The sequence below is a fragment of the Streptomyces griseosporeus genome, assembly GCF_014656055.1.
GTDB classification, from domain to species: domain Bacteria; phylum Actinomycetota; class Actinomycetes; order Streptomycetales; family Streptomycetaceae; genus Streptomyces; species Streptomyces griseosporeus.
Genome location: NZ_BNBR01000004.1, coordinates 143,246 through 157,207, shown reverse-complemented (window position 1 = coordinate 157,207; position 13,962 = coordinate 143,246). Strand labels below are relative to the sequence as shown.

General features: G+C 72.1%; 15 protein-coding genes. 5 read left to right on the top strand and 10 right to left on the bottom strand.

Annotation, left to right across the window (positions count from 1 at the left end):
• Nucleotides 1-139: 139 nt before the first annotated feature.
• Nucleotides 140-985, top strand: coding sequence for a helix-turn-helix domain-containing protein (locus IE308_RS19730; RefSeq protein WP_190218951.1), 846 nt, complete (start codon nt 140-142; stop codon nt 983-985).
• Nucleotides 985-1,179, top strand: coding sequence for a DUF397 domain-containing protein (locus IE308_RS19725; RefSeq protein ID WP_190218950.1), 195 nt, complete (start codon nt 985-987; stop codon nt 1,177-1,179). Before IE308_RS19730 ends, IE308_RS19725 begins: the two co-directional genes overlap by 1 nt.
• 65 nt (nt 1,180-1,244) lie before the next feature.
• Here the strand turns inward: IE308_RS19725 and IE308_RS19720 are convergent, their stop codons facing one another.
• The 3 genes from IE308_RS19720 to IE308_RS19710 form a co-directional block, all read right to left on the bottom strand.
• Nucleotides 1,245-2,084, bottom strand: coding sequence for an alpha/beta fold hydrolase (locus IE308_RS19720; RefSeq protein ID WP_190218949.1), 840 nt, complete (start codon nt 2,082-2,084; stop codon nt 1,245-1,247).
• 199 nt (nt 2,085-2,283) lie between these two features.
• On the bottom strand, nt 2,284-2,712 hold the full coding sequence (locus tag IE308_RS19715; RefSeq protein ID WP_229909002.1) for a DUF2267 domain-containing protein: 429 nt from the start codon (nt 2,710-2,712) through the stop codon (nt 2,284-2,286).
• 182 nt (nt 2,713-2,894) lie between these two features.
• Complete coding sequence (locus IE308_RS19710; RefSeq protein WP_190218947.1) at nt 2,895-3,317, bottom strand: Hsp20/alpha crystallin family protein; 423 nt, start codon at nt 3,315-3,317, stop codon at nt 2,895-2,897.
• Between the two features lie 179 nt (nt 3,318-3,496).
• Between IE308_RS19710 and IE308_RS19705 the strand changes: the two genes are divergently transcribed.
• Nucleotides 3,497-3,802: a hypothetical protein gene (locus IE308_RS19705; RefSeq protein ID WP_190218946.1), complete on the top strand. Its 306-nt coding sequence runs from the start codon at nt 3,497-3,499 to the stop codon at nt 3,800-3,802.
• A 95-nt stretch (nt 3,803-3,897) separates the two neighbouring features.
• On the opposite strand, the gene IE308_RS19700 is transcribed toward IE308_RS19705, so the two are convergent.
• Nucleotides 3,898-4,842, bottom strand: a complete 945-nt coding sequence (locus tag IE308_RS19700) for a GlxA family transcriptional regulator (protein ID WP_190218945.1) — start codon at nt 4,840-4,842, stop codon at nt 3,898-3,900.
• A 102-nt stretch (nt 4,843-4,944) separates the two neighbouring features.
• On the opposite strand from IE308_RS19700, the gene IE308_RS19695 reads away from it, so the two are divergent.
• Nucleotides 4,945-5,424 carry a DUF2269 family protein gene (locus IE308_RS19695; protein WP_190218944.1) on the top strand — a complete coding sequence of 160 codons (480 nt, stop codon included), beginning with the start codon at nt 4,945-4,947 and terminating at the stop codon, nt 5,422-5,424.
• Nucleotides 5,425-5,599: 175 nt separating this feature from the next.
• On the opposite strand, the gene IE308_RS19690 is transcribed toward IE308_RS19695, so the two are convergent.
• Together IE308_RS19690 and IE308_RS19685 are read right to left on the bottom strand one after the other, a co-directional pair.
• Nucleotides 5,600-7,141 carry an MFS transporter gene (locus tag IE308_RS19690; RefSeq protein WP_110628439.1) on the bottom strand — a complete coding sequence of 514 codons (1,542 nt, stop codon included), beginning with the start codon at nt 7,139-7,141 and terminating at the stop codon, nt 5,600-5,602.
• Nucleotides 7,142-7,195: 54 nt separating this feature from the next.
• On the bottom strand, nt 7,196-8,596 hold the full coding sequence (locus IE308_RS19685) for a DUF445 domain-containing protein (protein ID WP_373314536.1): 1,401 nt from the start codon (nt 8,594-8,596) through the stop codon (nt 7,196-7,198).
• Nucleotides 8,597-8,832: 236 nt separating this feature from the next.
• On the opposite strand from IE308_RS19685, the gene IE308_RS19680 reads away from it, so the two are divergent.
• On the top strand, nt 8,833-10,170 hold the full coding sequence (locus IE308_RS19680; protein ID WP_190218943.1) for an SGNH/GDSL hydrolase family protein: 1,338 nt from the start codon (nt 8,833-8,835) through the stop codon (nt 10,168-10,170).
• A gap of 82 nt (nt 10,171-10,252) precedes the next feature.
• Here the strand turns inward: IE308_RS19680 and IE308_RS19675 are convergent, their stop codons facing one another.
• The 4 genes from IE308_RS19675 to IE308_RS19660 all read right to left on the bottom strand — a co-directional run bounded on the left by IE308_RS19675 (nt 10,253) and on the right by IE308_RS19660 (nt 13,831).
• Nucleotides 10,253-11,029, bottom strand: coding sequence for a DUF1707 SHOCT-like domain-containing protein (locus IE308_RS19675; protein WP_190218942.1), 777 nt, complete (start codon nt 11,027-11,029; stop codon nt 10,253-10,255).
• Between the two features lie 128 nt (nt 11,030-11,157).
• A complete protein-coding gene (locus tag IE308_RS19670) occupies nt 11,158-12,168 on the bottom strand; it encodes an ABC transporter ATP-binding protein (RefSeq protein WP_190218941.1) in 1,011 nt (336 codons plus the stop codon).
• A gap of 48 nt (nt 12,169-12,216) precedes the next feature.
• Complete coding sequence (locus IE308_RS19665; protein ID WP_373314534.1) at nt 12,217-13,038, bottom strand: ABC transporter permease; 822 nt, start codon at nt 13,036-13,038, stop codon at nt 12,217-12,219.
• Nucleotides 13,031-13,831 carry an ABC transporter permease gene (locus tag IE308_RS19660; protein WP_110628443.1) on the bottom strand — a complete coding sequence of 267 codons (801 nt, stop codon included), beginning with the start codon at nt 13,829-13,831 and terminating at the stop codon, nt 13,031-13,033. Before IE308_RS19660 ends, IE308_RS19665 begins: the two co-directional genes overlap by 8 nt.
• Between the last annotated feature and the right edge of the window lie 131 nt (nt 13,832-13,962).

Here is a 13,962-nt window from a genome sequence, read left to right as displayed (position 1 = left end):
CAAAATGAAACTCTCACGCGGATCGGAGCGTGGAGGGTGGAAGCGCGACATCCGAGCACGCGCCCCCGGCGCACACCTTCTTGCTAGGCCGCTCAGGCACCCACGACGATCTACACGGAGCGACAGAAGGGCCGCGAGCATGGCAGTTGGACCAACAACCCGTAGGCGTCAACTGGGTGCCGACCTACGCCGCCTGCGTGAGGCCAAGGGCCTCACACTCGAGGAGGCCGGTGCCCGTGTCGGCATCTCCAAGGCGACGCTTAGTCGTTACGAGACGAAGGAAGGAACGGTCAAGTGGCCTGCTGTTGACGCCCTGTGCCGGGAATACGGCGCATCGGACGAGGAACGACTCGCGCTCGTCGAACTGGCGAAGGGTGCCAAGATCCAGGGTTGGTGGAGGTCACTCGACGATCCCATCCCTGAATCCATGAACCTCATGCTCACGCTCGAGGACGAGGTGATCCGGGAGGACCACTACGCGTGCATGTACATCCCGGGCTTGTTGCAGACGCGGAGCTATGCCGAGGCCGTACACCGTGCCTCAGAGGTGCAGTGCCCAGAGCGAGAAGTGCAGCACATGGTGGATATCCGGATGAAGCGCCAGGAGTTGCTGGAACGCGACGCGCCTCCGCACCTCTGGTGCGTGATCGACGAGGCGGCTTTGCGACGTCAGGTGGGGGGCCGGGACGTCATGCGGGACCAACTGTGTCACCTGCTCGCCGCGTTGAAACGGCCGCATGTCACCGTGCAGGTGCTGCCCTTCTCCAAGGGTGCTCACGCCGCCGCTGTGGGCAGCTTCGCCGTGCTGCGCGGCCCTTCACGGGAGCTCGACGTCGTGTACGTCGATCTACTCGGCGGGGGCCTCTTCATGGAGAAGCCGAAGGAACTGGAGCGCTATAGGTTGGCGTTCGAGTACCTGAGTGCTCAGGCACTCGACCTCGAGTCCTCGAAGGACATCATCCAACGCATAGGCCAGGAGCTTTGATGACAGCGCCCGCTACGCACCGATGGTTCAAGTCCTCCTACAGCGGCGGCAGCGGAACTGAGTGCGTGGAGTGCGCGCACGTTGCAAGCGGCATGCTGGTACGCGATTCCAAGAGCACATCAGGTGTCTGCATCGAAGTTGGCCCCAAGGCCTGGCGTGCGTTCATAAGTGCGTTGACCAGCAGAGACGCGTGACATACACGGAGCGGGCGAAGAGGGCGGCAGCCGCACGGACGGAGCGTTCAAGGAAGAGGCTCTCTCTATCCGCCTGACCCCGCCCTGTCAGCGCACTTGCTTGCATTCAGGAAAGCCCTCACCACCCGATGCACCCGACCCGGCTGGTCCAAGTGCACGTCATGACCCGCGTCCGGGATGACCTCCACCCGGGTTTCCGGGCGGCGCGTCCGCATTTCCGTTGCCTCCTCCGGGGGCGTCGTGCCCCTCTCGCCCCGGATGAGGAGGGTGGGGCAGGTGATGTGGGACCAGTCCGGCCAGTAGTCGTTCGTGGCCAGTTCGCGGATCGCCTCGATCATCTTCCGGGGGTCGAAGCGGGGGTGCCAGTGGCCCTCCTCCCCCTGGGTCAGGCCGGCGGCCCACGCCTCGTGGCCCAGGAAGGACTTGGCGTCCTCCCGGGTGGGGAAGCCCGTCGCAGGCCAGGTGTTCAGCCACGTCTCGATTTGCTCGGGCAGGGCCGGGTTGCGGCACGCCGGGCCCGCCTCGATGAGGATCAGGTGGGACACCAGGTCGGGGCGTCTCGCCGCGAGTTGCAGGGCCGTCAGGCCGCCCAGTGACTGGCCCAGCAGGGTCACCGGTCCGGCGCCCAGGTGGGTCAGGAGGGCTTCCGCGTCCGCCACCGCCGCCGACCTCGACATGTCGGCCGGGCGGCGGGTGCTCGTGCCGTGGCCCCGGGCGTCGTACGACACCACGCGGTGGCCGTCGGCGAGGAGGAGTTGCCGTAGCGCCGCCCATTCGTCCATGTGGCCTGCCAGGCCGTGGAGGAGGAGGATCGGGCTGGTGGCACCGGGGGTGGGGCGTGGGCCGTCGTCCCGGTACGCGATGCGCGTGCCGTCCGGCGTGGTCAGAGAGTCCGGGGTGGTCATGGGGGCAGTTTTCCGTCGGCTCTCCGGTCGCGCCAGGTGATTTGCCGATGGGTGGTTCGCCAACGGTACGCCGAGGAGAGGTAATTCGGCGTCGGGCGGCCCGCCGCCAAGCAGCTCGCCAACCAGCAGGTCGCCGGTAGGCAGACACCAGCAGGCAACCGGCCGCGGCGGCCGGAGAGTCCACGGATGCGGCCCGTGCCTACCTCCGCGCGCCCAGGTCCGCTCGGCCGAACAGCAGCGCGTAGCCCCTCGGGAGTGCCCCGAGGATCCTCGTCGTCAGGGCCTCGCCGAGCAGCGGGGGCAGGACGCTCAGGACCGAGCTGACGTCCCAGCGGGCCGTCGCCGGAGTCGCGCCCTCGATGCGTGTGGCGACCGAGTCGACGAACTCGGCTGCCGTGAGGCGGCGCGTGGCCGGGATCTGGGACGCGATGACCCGGGCCGCCTCCTCGGGGAGGGCACGGGCGAGCGCGACGCGTTCCTCGCCGATCACCTGGCCGCCGAGGGCGGAGAGCACGATGCGGGTGATCCGTTCCGCTTCGCGCGCGGTGGGGTACTGGCCCGCGTCGCGGACCGACTCCACCAGCGCCGTCCAGCGGCTGTCCTCCGCCGCTCTTGGGCGGGGCGCCATTGGGCGGGACAGCGTCGACGTACCAGGGATCGTCGTACGGGAGGCCCAGGGGCTCGTCGTACGGGGGGTCGTCGTCGCGCTCGGCGCCGTGGTCACGGTCATGGGCGGCTCCTCCCTCGGGGTGCGTACGTCGTCACCGGCCGGCAGCCCGCACGGGAGGTGCGGACCACCGGCCGGAGCGGTCAGCTGCTGATCTGCTTACGGCTGTCGCCGCCCGTGATCTGGATACGGCGCGGCTTGGCCTGCTCCGCGACCGGGATGCGGAGCGTGAGGACGCCGGCCTCGTACGAGGCGTCGATGCGTTCGGTGTCGAGGGTGTCGCCGAGGAACAGCTGGCGGGTGAAGGTACCCGTGGGGCGTTCGGCGACGATCAGGTCCGCGTCCTCGGGGGCCGGGGACGTGCGTTCGGCCCGGACGTTGAGGACGTTGCGTTCGACGTCCAGTTCGATGGTCTCGGGGTCGATGCCGGGAAGGTCGAAGTGGACGAGGAAGTCGTCCCCGGAGCGGTAGGCGTCCATCGGCATGGCCGACGGGCGGGCCGTGGGTCCGAGCATCTGCTGCGCGAGCCGGTCGAGTTCACGGAACGGATCCGTGCGCATGAGCATCACAGGTCACTCCTCTCTTCAGACGCTGCGAGGTGCGATGCCCTTGCGGCTTACCGCCGCTACCGCCTTCTTATATAACTCCGGAGAGGAAACTTGACAAGCCTCGACTCAGGTTCGTTCGCCCAGAACAGGCCGGGGTTAGCCTCGGGGCATTCGACGGAGGTCTCAGGAGGCACGTGATGGCCAGGGTTCCCAGCGCAGTCGTCGCCGCGAGCGGGCTCGTCGGCGGGTACGGAGTCGCCCGCTGGACGAAGAAGCGGCAGCTCGGCGGGGCCGTCCTCGCGGTCGCGGGCGCCGCGGCCGCGCAGCAGTGGCGGCAGCGGGCCGGCGGGAAGGCCGCGGGCGCGCTGTCGGCCGCGTACGTCGCCGCCTTCGCCGGGTCGCACCCGCTCGCCAAGAAGGTGGGCGCCTGGCCCGCCGTCTTCGGTGTCGCCGGCGCCGTCGCCCTCGCCTCCTGGGCCGTCGCCGACCGCAACGACCGATAGGCAGCCCCGCCACGGCCGATAGGCAGCACCGCAACGGCCGATGGGCAGCACTGCCACGGCTTATGACGACCCCGGGGGCTCCCGCCGACGCCCGGTCAGCCCTCCCGGAACGCCCTCCGGTAGCCCTGCGGGCTCGTCCCCACCACCCGCCTGAACCGTTCCCGGAACGCCGTCGGCGAGCCGAAGCCGGTCTGGGCGGCGATGCGCTCGACGGGGTGTGTCGTCGTCTCCAGCAGGTACTGGGCCCGGCGTACCCGGGCCCGGTGCAGCCACTGCAGCGGCGTCGTACCGGTCTGCTCGCGGAAGCGGCGGTTCAGGGTGCGGGTGCTCATGCCCGCCCGCGCCGCCATCCGCTCCAGGGTCAGGTCCTGCCCGCAGTTGTCCTCGAGCCACGCCAGCAGCGGCTCCAGCGTCGAGCCGGCCGGAGCCGGGGGCAGGTCGTGGAGGATGAACTGGGCCTGGCCGCCCTCCCGTTCCAGCGGCATCACCGACATCCGGGCCGCGTGCGCGGCGACCGCGGAGCCGTGGTCCCGGCGGATCATGTGCAGGCACATGTCCAGCGCCGCGGCGGCGCCCGCCGAGGTGAGGAACTGGCCGTTGTCGACGTAGAGGACGTTCGGGTCGACCGTCACCTTCGGGTAGCGCTCGGCGAGGGCGGGCGCCGCGTACCAGTGGGTCGTCGCCCGCAGCCCGTCCAGCAGGCCTGTCGCCGCCAGCAGGAAGGCGCCGACGCAGATCGACGCGATGCGCGTGCCGTTCGCCGCCGCCGAGCACAGCGCCTCCGTGACGCCGGGTGGCAGCAGCTCGGGCGGCTCGGCCACGCCCGGCAGGATGATCGTGTCCGCCTCCGCCAGCGCGTCCAGGCCGTACGGCGCGCGGATCGTGAAGGGGCCCGCGGGCACCTCGTCCCGCACCGAGCAGACCCGGATCCGATACGGCTCCCCGCCGTCCGGCAGCCGGGACCGGCCGAAGGTGTCGATCGGGGCGGACAGGTCGAAGGGGATGACGCCGTCCAGCGCCAGTACGGCCACGGAGTGCATGGCGAGAGCGTAAGCGAGCCACGGTGGGCCTTGGCGAGAATCCGTCGGGCTCTGGCATTCCCGCCACTTCTGCAAGATCGCCGCCCTGCCTACCGTCTCCCCGTGACCAAGTTCCTCCTCGCCGTCCACGTCCTCGCCGCGATCATCGCCATCGGGCCCGTCACCGTGGCCGCCAGCATGTTCCCGCCCGCCGCGCGCCGCGCCCTGGCCGCCCCGCAGGACGCGGGGGCGACGGAGACCGTACGGCTGCTGCACCGCATCTGCCGGGTGTACGCCGTCGTCGGCGTCGTCGTCCCCGTGTTCGGGTTCGCCACCGCCCGGCAGATGGGGGTCCTCGGCGACGCCTGGCTGATCACGTCCATCGTGCTGACCACCGTGGCCGCCCTGGTGCTGGGCCTCCTCGTCCTGCCGGGTCAGGAGAGGCTGACCGAGGCCGTCGACGGCGACCGCGGCGACCAGGACGGCGCCGGTACGCGTCCGGCGACCGTCCGGCTCGCCATGGTCACCGGCGTGTTCAACCTGCTGTGGGCGGCGGTGACGGTGCTGATGATCGTGCGGCCGGGGTCGACCACCGGGGCGTGAGCCGCCCCGGTGGCCCGCCATACGCAGCCCGCGTCCCGCCTACGCCGTGGCGAGCCCGGCCGCCCCCGTCCCGCTCACGTCGTGGCGAGCCCGGTGGTCCCAGCCCGCTCACGCCGTGGCCGGCCGCGAGCCCGGCAGCCGCCCCGGTGACCCGCCGTACGCCACCCCCGTCCCCTTACGCCGTGGCCGGCCGCGAGCCCGGCCGTCCCCGGCCGTCGCCCCGGCCCTGCGCACCGGCCGACGTCCCCGAGGCCGACGGGCCCGACACCGCCGTCAGCGGCTCGGCGATGTCCTCCAGCGAGCGGCGCTCCGCGCGCACCGCGAGGAACGCGGCGACCAGGCCGGCCGCGCACATCAGGGCCGCGCCGATGCAGAAGGCGAGGACCGTGTCGCCGGTCTTGCCGGTGCCCGTGAGGTCGGCGAACAGCAGCGGGCCGCTGATGCCGCCGGCGGCCGTGCCGAGGGCGTAGAAGAACGCGATGGACATCGCCCGGGTCTCCATCGGGAACACCTCGGAGACCGTCAGGTAGGCGCTGGAGGCGCCCGCGGAGGCGAAGAACAGCACCACGCACCAGCAGGCGGTCAGCGTTCCGGCGGTGAGCGTGCCCTGGCCGAAGAGCCAGGCCGTGCCGAACAGGAGCAGGCCGGACAGCAGGTAGGTGGAGGAGATCATCACCCGGCGGCCGACCGTGTCGAACAGCTTGCCCAGCAGCAGCGGGCCGAAGAAGTTGCCGAGCGCGATCACGGCGAAGTAGTAGCCGGTGTGGTCGGCCGGCACGTCGTAGAACGTGGTGAGGATCGCGCCGAAGCCGAAGGTGATCGCGTTGTAGAGGAAGGCCTGCCCGATGAAGAGGGCGAAGCCGAGGATCGCCCGGCGGCGGTAGCGGGAGAAGACCGTCCGGCCGATCTCCAGGAAGGTGACGCTGCGGCGCTGGTGGATGGTGATCTCACCCTCGGGTTCCGGCAGCCGCGCCCCGTCCTTGTCGGCCTCGACGCGCCGCTCGATCGAGGAGACGATCTCCTCCGCCTCCTCGTCCCTGCCGTGGATCAGCAGCCAGCGCGGGCTCTCCGGGACGTGCCGCCGGACGAGCAGGATGACGAGGGCGAGGACGGCGCCGAGCGCGAAGGTCAGCCGCCAGCCGACGTCCGCGGCGAAGATCGAGGTGTTCAGCGCGAGGATCGACAGCAGCGAGCCGCCGACCGCGCCCAGCCAGAAGCTGCCGTTGATGATCAGGTCGACGCGTCCCCGGTAGTTCGCCGGGATCAGCTCGTCGATGGCGGAGTTGATGGCCGCGTACTCACCGCCGATGCCGAAGCCGGTGAGGAACCGGAACAGGAAGAACCACCAGGCCTCGAAGGAGAACGCGGTCAGGGCGGTGGCCGCCAGGTACACCGCCAGGGTGATCATGAAGAGCTTCTTGCGGCCCCAGCGGTCGGTCAGCCGGCCCCAGAACAGGGCGCCGAAGCAGGCTCCCGCCACATACAGCGCGGCGGCGGTGCCGGTGATCTGGCCGGAGCTGATGTCGAGGCCGCTGCCGGACTCCGAGAGCCGGCTGGCGATGTTGCCGACGACCGTGACTTCGAGGCCGTCCAGGATCCACACGGTGCCGAGGCCGATGACGATCGTCCAGTGCCAGCGGGACCAGGGCAGGCGGTCGAGACGGGCGGGGATGTTCGTGGTGATGGTGCGGCCGGTCTCGGCCTGCGCGGTGGTCATGGGCACCCTCCTCATCGAGCGGACCGCCCGTTCGGGTGCCCGGCCGGCGCCGGTCTACGCCCCCAGTGCCCGCGACACCGTGTAGATCAGCAGGCCGGCCAGCGAGCCGACCACCGTGCCGTTGATGCGGATGAACTGCAGGTCACGGCCTATGTGCGCCTCGATCTTGCGGGTGGTGTGCTCGGCGTCCCAGCTCGCTACGGTGTCCGTGATGAGGGAGGTGATCTCCTTGCGGTAGGTGGTCACGACGTGCACGGCCGCGCCCTCGACCCACCGGTCGACCTTCTCCTGCACCTTCGGCTCGGTGGCCATGCGCGCGCCCAGGGAGAGCAGCGAGGCGCGGGTGCGCAGGCGCAGCTCGCTGCGCTCGTCGTCCGCCGCGGAGACGATCATGGATCGTACGGCCGTCCAGGCGGACGCGATGAGGTCCTGCACCTCGCCCCGGCCGAGCACCTCGCCCTTGAGCCGCTCCACCCGGGCCCGGGTGTCGGTGTCGGACTGCAGGTCGCCCGCGAAGTCGGTGAGGAAGCGGTCCAGGGCGCCGCGCGCGGGGTGCGAGGGCATGTCCCGCATCTCGGCGCAGAAGCGCAGCAGCTCCTTGTAGACGCGCTCGCCGACCTTGCGGTCCACGAACCGCGGGGTCCAGCCGGGCGCGCCGCCCTGCACGGCGTCCATCACGGAGTCGCCGTGCAGCACCAGCCAGTCGTGGGCGCGGCCCACCACCAGGTCGACGACGCGTTTGTGGCCGCCGTCGGCGACGATGCGCTCCAGCATCTTGCCGAGGCCGGGGCCTATCTCCCGGGCGTTCGCCCGCCGGGTGACGGCCTCCCCGACGACCGCCTGCACATCGGAGTCGCGCAGCACGGTCAGCGCGCCGCGCAGCGCGGTCGCCAGCTCGGCGGTGACCCGGTCGGCGTTGGCGGGCTCGGCGAGCCAGGCGCCGAGGCGGCTGCCTATGCCGACGGCGCGCAGCCGCTGCCGTACGACGTCCTCCGAGAGGAAGTTCTCGCCGACGAACTCGCCGAGGGAGACGCCCAGCTGGTCCTTCTTGTTCGGGATGATCGCGGTGTGCGGGATCGGCAGGCCGAGGGGGTGGCGGAAGAGGGCCGTGACCGCGAACCAGTCGGCGAGCGCGCCGACCATGCCGGCCTCGGCGGCCGCGGCGACGTATCCGGCCCAGGGACCGGCGCCCGAGTTGTGGCCCCACTTGGCCAGGACGTACACCAGGGCCACGAAGAGCAGCAGCCCGGTCGCGGTGAGCTTCATACGCCGCACCCCGCGCCGCTTCTCCTCGTCGGCGGGGCTGAAGGCGGTCATCGCGCGGGAGACGGGTGCGCGGGCCGGAGTCCCGGCCCGGGCCGGTGCGTCCGTCCGGGCCTCGGCCGCGGACACCGCTCCGATGGCCGCGTCCTGCGTCACGTCTTCCGCCTGCTGTGTCCGGTCCATCCTCTCCATCCGATCACGCTCCCCCCGTACCCATTGTCCCCGCTCGGCCCCTTCGCGCCCCGTGCCCCGACCCCGGCTTCTCCCTGACCGGACCCCGAGACGTCCCCGATCCCGGGTTCCCCGTGCGAACTCCCGGAACAATGCGATGGTTCCCCCGCTTCTGAAGGGACGGACCCCATGACGCATCATGGGAAGATCGACCACGGAGCCCCGGGCTCCCCTCGCCCGAGGAGAACACGCACCGCATGACCAGGCGCCAGGGTTGTGCTCTGCTGTCCGCGATCATCGCTCTGATCGTCGGCCTGTCCGCCGCGCTGTACATCGGGGTCTCCGCCGGGGACGGCTCGGCCGGCTCGCGGGACACGTTCGCCGGCGGGCGCGGCTCCCACAACTCCGCGGCCCCCGCCTCCACGGGCGTGTGGGTCGGCACCTGGGCCACCTCCCCGTCCGGCGCCGAGCCCGGCACCGGACGCACCGGCATGGCCGGCCGGTCCGTGCGCAACGTCGTGCACACCAGCGTCGGCGGGACGAGTGCCCGCATCACGCTGTCCAACCTCTACGGCACCCGGCCGCTGGTCGTCACCCACGCCACCGTCGCCGTCTCCGCAGGCCACGGCACCGCCGCGGCCGACCCCGGCACCCTGCGCCGAATAACCTTCGGCGGCGGCACCCGCGTGGTCATACCCGCCGGGCGGCAGGCGGTCAGCGACGCCGTGCGCATACCCGTGCCGGCCGACGGCGACGTCCTCGTGACCACCTACTCCCCCACCTCCTCCGGCCCCGTCACCATCCACAAGTTCGCCCGCCAGACGTCCTACGCCGCTCCGGGCGACCACGCGGCCGACGCGGACGGCGCGGCGTACACCGAGCACACGTCGTACTGGCGCTATCTGACCGCGCTGGACGTGCTCAGCAACCAGGCCGACGGAACCGTCGTCGTCCTCGGCGACTCCCTCACCGACGGCATGACCTCCACCCCCGGCACCAACCGGCGCTGGACCGACGTCCTCGCCGACCGGCTGCGCGGCGCCGCCGACGCCGGCCGGGACGTCCCGCGCTACGGCGTCGTCAACGCCGGCATCAGCGGCAACCGCGTCCTGGTCGACGGGCTGGGGCGCCCCCCGGAGAACATCAGCGGGCTCAAGCGGTTCTCCCGGGACGCGCTCGGCCACGCGAACGTCAAGGTCGTCGTGATCGACCTCGGCGTCAACGACATCATGCGGCCGGACGTCGCCCCCACCCCCGGCGCCGTCCTGAACGGGCTGCGGACCCTGGTCCGGCAGGCCCACGCGCGCGGCGCGAAGGTGGTGGGCGCCACGCTGATGCCGTTCGGCGGCCACCGCGGCTACAGCCCGGCCCGCGACACCGTACGGCAGCAGGTCAACGCGGTGATCCGGTCGGGCAGGGTGTTCGACGCGGTGGTCGACTTCGACGCGGCCCTGCGGGACCCCTACGACCCGCGGCGACTGCTGCCGCGCTACGACTGCGGCGACCATCTGCACCCCAGCGACGCGGGCTACCGCAAGATGGCCGAGGTGTTCGACCTGAACGACCTGAAGGGGTCGGCGCCGGCCCAGCTGTGATCCCCACGGCCTGGCGCTCCCATGGGCCAGCCGGTGCTTGAGCGCCTGGAAGGAGCCGACGGGCCATGGCGCCCGGCCGCCGTCAGTGCTCCCAGTGCCGCCGCCGGTCGTGGTCCAGCTCGCGGCGCCGCTCCTCCTTCAGCCGGCGCCGCTCCTCGCGCGGCAACTTGCGCTCCACGGCCACCCCGCCCCAGAAGGCGAAGCCGCTGACGACGACCCGGGGGGCGCCCGGGTCACCGGGGATGCCGGACTCGCGCTGGTCGAAGCCGCCCATGATGCCGATGCCGCGCACGACGACCTCGACGCCCGGGGGCACGACGATCTGCACCCCGCCCATGATCGCGACGCAGTTGATCTCCACCTCGCGGTCGGCGAAGTTCGCGTCCCGCAGGTCGATCTCGCCGCCGCCCCAGAAGGTGAAGCAGGTGAAGCGGCGCGGCACGGTCCAGCGGCCCCGGCGCTGGAAGCCGGACATCACGGCCACGCCCCAGGTCGAGGTGCCCTCCCCGCCGACGATCCGCCCGGCCCAACCGCCGTCCGCGGCGGGCTCCTTGGTCAGCGGAACGGCCGGCGTGGCGCCCGGCAGGTCCCGGGTGAGCGGGGTCAGCTCGCCGTAGGTGCGCGCCTTGTACGTCGCGTCCAGCCGCTCCTCGAACTCGGCCATGTCCAGCCGTCCCTCGGCGAGGGCGTCGCGCAGCACCTCGGCGACCCGCTCCCGGTCGGCGTCGGAGGCGCGCAGATCGGGGACGCCGGGGGCGTCGCGGCCGGGCACCTCGGACGTACGGCGGTCGGGCACCGGGGACGCGCCGCCCTGCGGTCCCTCGGCGGCCCCGCGCTCGGGGACGGACTCGTCGGTCATGCACAGCAGCCTACGAGCCGAGGGCCCGCGGCACTACGTGGTTGACGGCGCCCGGCCCGGCGCCGCCGACCGGGCCCGGCGACCATCCCACCCCATGCAGTGGCCCCGTGCCGAGGACCGCCCGTCCCCTACGCCGACGCCCGCTCCTCGTACATCCGCGCGATCACGGCCTCGATGTCCGGCTCCCGTACCGACAGGTCCACCAGCGGGTACTCCGCCGCGAGCCGCGCCACCAGGGGTGCCGCCGACGCGGACGCCGGGAAGGCCAGCCACTGCCGCGGGCCCTCGACGCGCACCACGCGCGCGGGGGGCGGCGCGTCGACCGGCGGGAGTTCCCGCTCCAGGTCCAGCACCAGGGTGCGTTCGCTCTCGCCCGCCTCGTGCAGACCGGCGAGCGGGCCGTCGTACATCAGGCGGCCGTGGTCGATGACCATCACGCGGGAGCACAACTGCTCGATGTCCTGGAGGTCGTGGGTGGTCAGCAGGACCGTCGTGCCGCGCTCGTCGCGCAGCCCGCGCAGGAACTCCCGTACCCGCGCCTTGGAGACGACGTCCAGGCCGATCGTCGGCTCGTCCAGGTACAGCACCTCGGGGTCGTGCAGCAGCGCCGCCGCGATGTCGCCGCGCATCCGCTGGCCCAGCGACAGCTGCCGTACCGGCACGTCCAGCAGGGCGCCCAGGTCGAGGAGTTCGACGAGCCGGTCGAGGATCTCGCGGTAACGGGCGTCGGGGATGCGGTACATGCGGTGCGCCAGCCGGTAGGAGTCGATCAGCGGCAGGTCCCACCACAGCGTCGTGCGCTGCCCGAACACCACCCCGATACGGTGGGCCAGCCGGGTGCGTTCACGCGCGGGGTCGATGCCCGCCACCCGCAGCCGGCCGCCGCTCGGCGTCAGGATGCCGGTCAGCATCTTGATGGTGGTGGACTTGCCGGCGCCGTTCGGGCCGATGTAGCCGACCATCTCGCCGCGCGCCACGGTGAAGGAGAGCGCGTCGACCGCCCGCACCTGCCGCCGCTCCCGCTTGAGGAAGCCGGTCCTGCGGCGCACGTCGAAGACCTTCTCGACCCGGTCCACCTCGATGAACGCGTCCGCGACGGTGTCCGTGACCGTGCCGGAGCCCGTGCCGGTCTCTGTCATACGCCCCTCAACTCCCGCATACGTCCCTCGAACCCCGGCATACGCCCGTCAGCTCCCCGTGCTCCGATACGCCCGCAGCCCCGCCCGCCACGCCAGCCCGGCCAGCGCGACGCACCCGGCGGCGACCAGCGGCGGCGCGAACGCCGCCCAGCCCGGCAGGCTGAGCGGATAGGGCCGGCCCAGCACATAGGCGCCGGGCACCCAGTTGACGAAGGCCAGCGGCAGCACGAAGGTGACCCCGCGGACCAGGTCCTTGCCGAACACCGTCGGCGGGTACTGCAGCAGCGTGGTGCCGCCGTAGGTGAAGGCGTTCTGCACCTCGGCGGCGTCCTGCGCGAGGAACTGGAAGGCCGCGCCCGCCGTGAACACCGCCCCGAAGATCGCCGCGCCGCTGACCAGCATCACCGGCACCAGCAGCACCTTCGCCGCGGTCCACTCGACGTGCACGGCGCACAGCGCCCAGCCCAGCACCAGCGCGCCCTGGGTGATCCGGCCCAGCCGGCGCAGCGCGAAGCGGTCGGCGGCGACCTGGGCCAGCACCGGGGCGGGCCGTACCAGCAGCGTGTCGAAGGAACCGTCGCGCAGCCGTGCGCCGAGGGTGTCCGCCGAGCCGATGAGCAGGTCGGCGAGGCCGAAGGAGGTCACCGACAGGCCGTAGAGGAAGGCGACCTCGGGCAGTGTCCAGCCGCCCAGCGTGTCGACCTGCGCGAACATCAGCACCAGCGTGACGAAGTCCAGGCCGGTCACCGCCAGGTTGCCGACGGCGGTGAGGACGAAGGAGGTGCGGTAGGTCATCGTGGAGCGGATCCACATGGCAGCGATCAGCAGATAGGCCCGCGTGCCCTCGCGCAGGCGGCCGGTCTCACCCACCCTGCACCACCACCCGCCGGGTCGCCGCCGACTGCACCACCCGTCCCGCCGCCAGCAGCACCACCGCCCACGCGGCCTGGAAGCCGTACGCCGACCAGGGGGACGTCTCCCCCATCAGCACGTCGGCCGGCATCTGCAACTGGGCCGCCCACGGCAGGACCTGGACGAGGTCGCCGAGTGCGCCGGGGACGACGTTCAGCGGCAGGGTGATGCCCGAGCAGAAGATGCCCAGCACCATCACGGCCTGGTTGACGCCCGTCCCGTCGAGCAGCCAGAACACGCTCAGCGCGGCGAGGTAGCGGATGCCGAAGCTGACCACCGCCGCCAGCAGCAGCGCCACCGCGAACGCCGCCCAGGTCGCGGCGGAGTGCGGCAGCGCCATGTCGAAGACCAGCGCGCCGAAGGCGAACGGGATGACGCCCCGGCCCAGCAGTTGGAACAGGGTCCGGCCCAGATCGCTCGCCAGCCACCACAGTTGCAGGTCGGCGGGCCGGTACAGGTCGACGGCGATGTCGCCCGTGCGGATGCGGGCCATCAGGTCCTTCTCGGTGCCGCCGCCCTGGATGGCGAGCGTCGAGTAGAGGGCCTGGCCGAGCCACGCGTAGGTGACGGCCTGCGTCTGGTCGTACCCACCGAGGTGCGGTCTCTCGTCCCACAGCGCGAGGTAGGTGTAGACGATGATCAGACCGAAGACGGTGTTGGTGAACACCCCCGCGGCCGTTGCCGCCCGATACGTCGCGTACCTTCTGAATCCACCCACAGCGACGGCCGCGTACAACCGTCCCGCACCCACGCCGACCGCCCTCCCGGCCTTCCCGGCCCTCCGGCACCGAAGCGCAGGAGCCTAGCCATCCCCCAGGGGTTCCGGCCACGCATTTTCCGGGCGACGTGTGCCGGGACACGGGAACGGATCACCCGGTACGA

What these genes read in the sequence shown, in the direction of transcription:
- IE308_RS19700 (WP_190218945.1), bottom strand. Translation starts at nt 4,842, where the DNA reads ATGCACTCCGTGGCCGTACTGGCGCTGGACGGCGTCATCCCCTTCGAC.
- IE308_RS19680 (WP_190218943.1), top strand. Translation starts at nt 8,833, where the DNA reads ATGACCAGGCGCCAGGGTTGTGCTCTGCTGTCCGCGATCATCGCTCTG.
- IE308_RS19710 (WP_190218947.1), bottom strand. Translation starts at nt 3,317, where the DNA reads ATGCTCATGCGCACGGATCCGTTCCGTGAACTCGACCGGCTCGCGCAG.
- IE308_RS19715 (WP_229909002.1), bottom strand. Translation starts at nt 2,712, where the DNA reads ATGGCGCCCCGCCCAAGAGCGGCGGAGGACAGCCGCTGGACGGCGCTG.
- IE308_RS19720 (WP_190218949.1), bottom strand. Translation starts at nt 2,084, where the DNA reads ATGACCACCCCGGACTCTCTGACCACGCCGGACGGCACGCGCATCGCG.
- IE308_RS19690 (WP_110628439.1), bottom strand. Translation starts at nt 7,141, where the DNA reads ATGACCACCGCGCAGGCCGAGACCGGCCGCACCATCACCACGAACATC.
- IE308_RS19670 (WP_190218941.1), bottom strand. Translation starts at nt 12,168, where the DNA reads ATGACAGAGACCGGCACGGGCTCCGGCACGGTCACGGACACCGTCGCG.
- IE308_RS19705 (WP_190218946.1), top strand. Translation starts at nt 3,497, where the DNA reads ATGGCCAGGGTTCCCAGCGCAGTCGTCGCCGCGAGCGGGCTCGTCGGC.
- IE308_RS19685 (WP_373314536.1), bottom strand. Translation starts at nt 8,596, where the DNA reads ATGGAGAGGATGGACCGGACACAGCAGGCGGAAGACGTGACGCAGGAC.
- IE308_RS19675 (WP_190218942.1), bottom strand. Translation starts at nt 11,029, where the DNA reads ATGACCGACGAGTCCGTCCCCGAGCGCGGGGCCGCCGAGGGACCGCAG.
- IE308_RS19730 (WP_190218951.1), top strand. Translation starts at nt 140, where the DNA reads ATGGCAGTTGGACCAACAACCCGTAGGCGTCAACTGGGTGCCGACCTA.
- IE308_RS19725 (WP_190218950.1), top strand. Translation starts at nt 985, where the DNA reads ATGACAGCGCCCGCTACGCACCGATGGTTCAAGTCCTCCTACAGCGGC.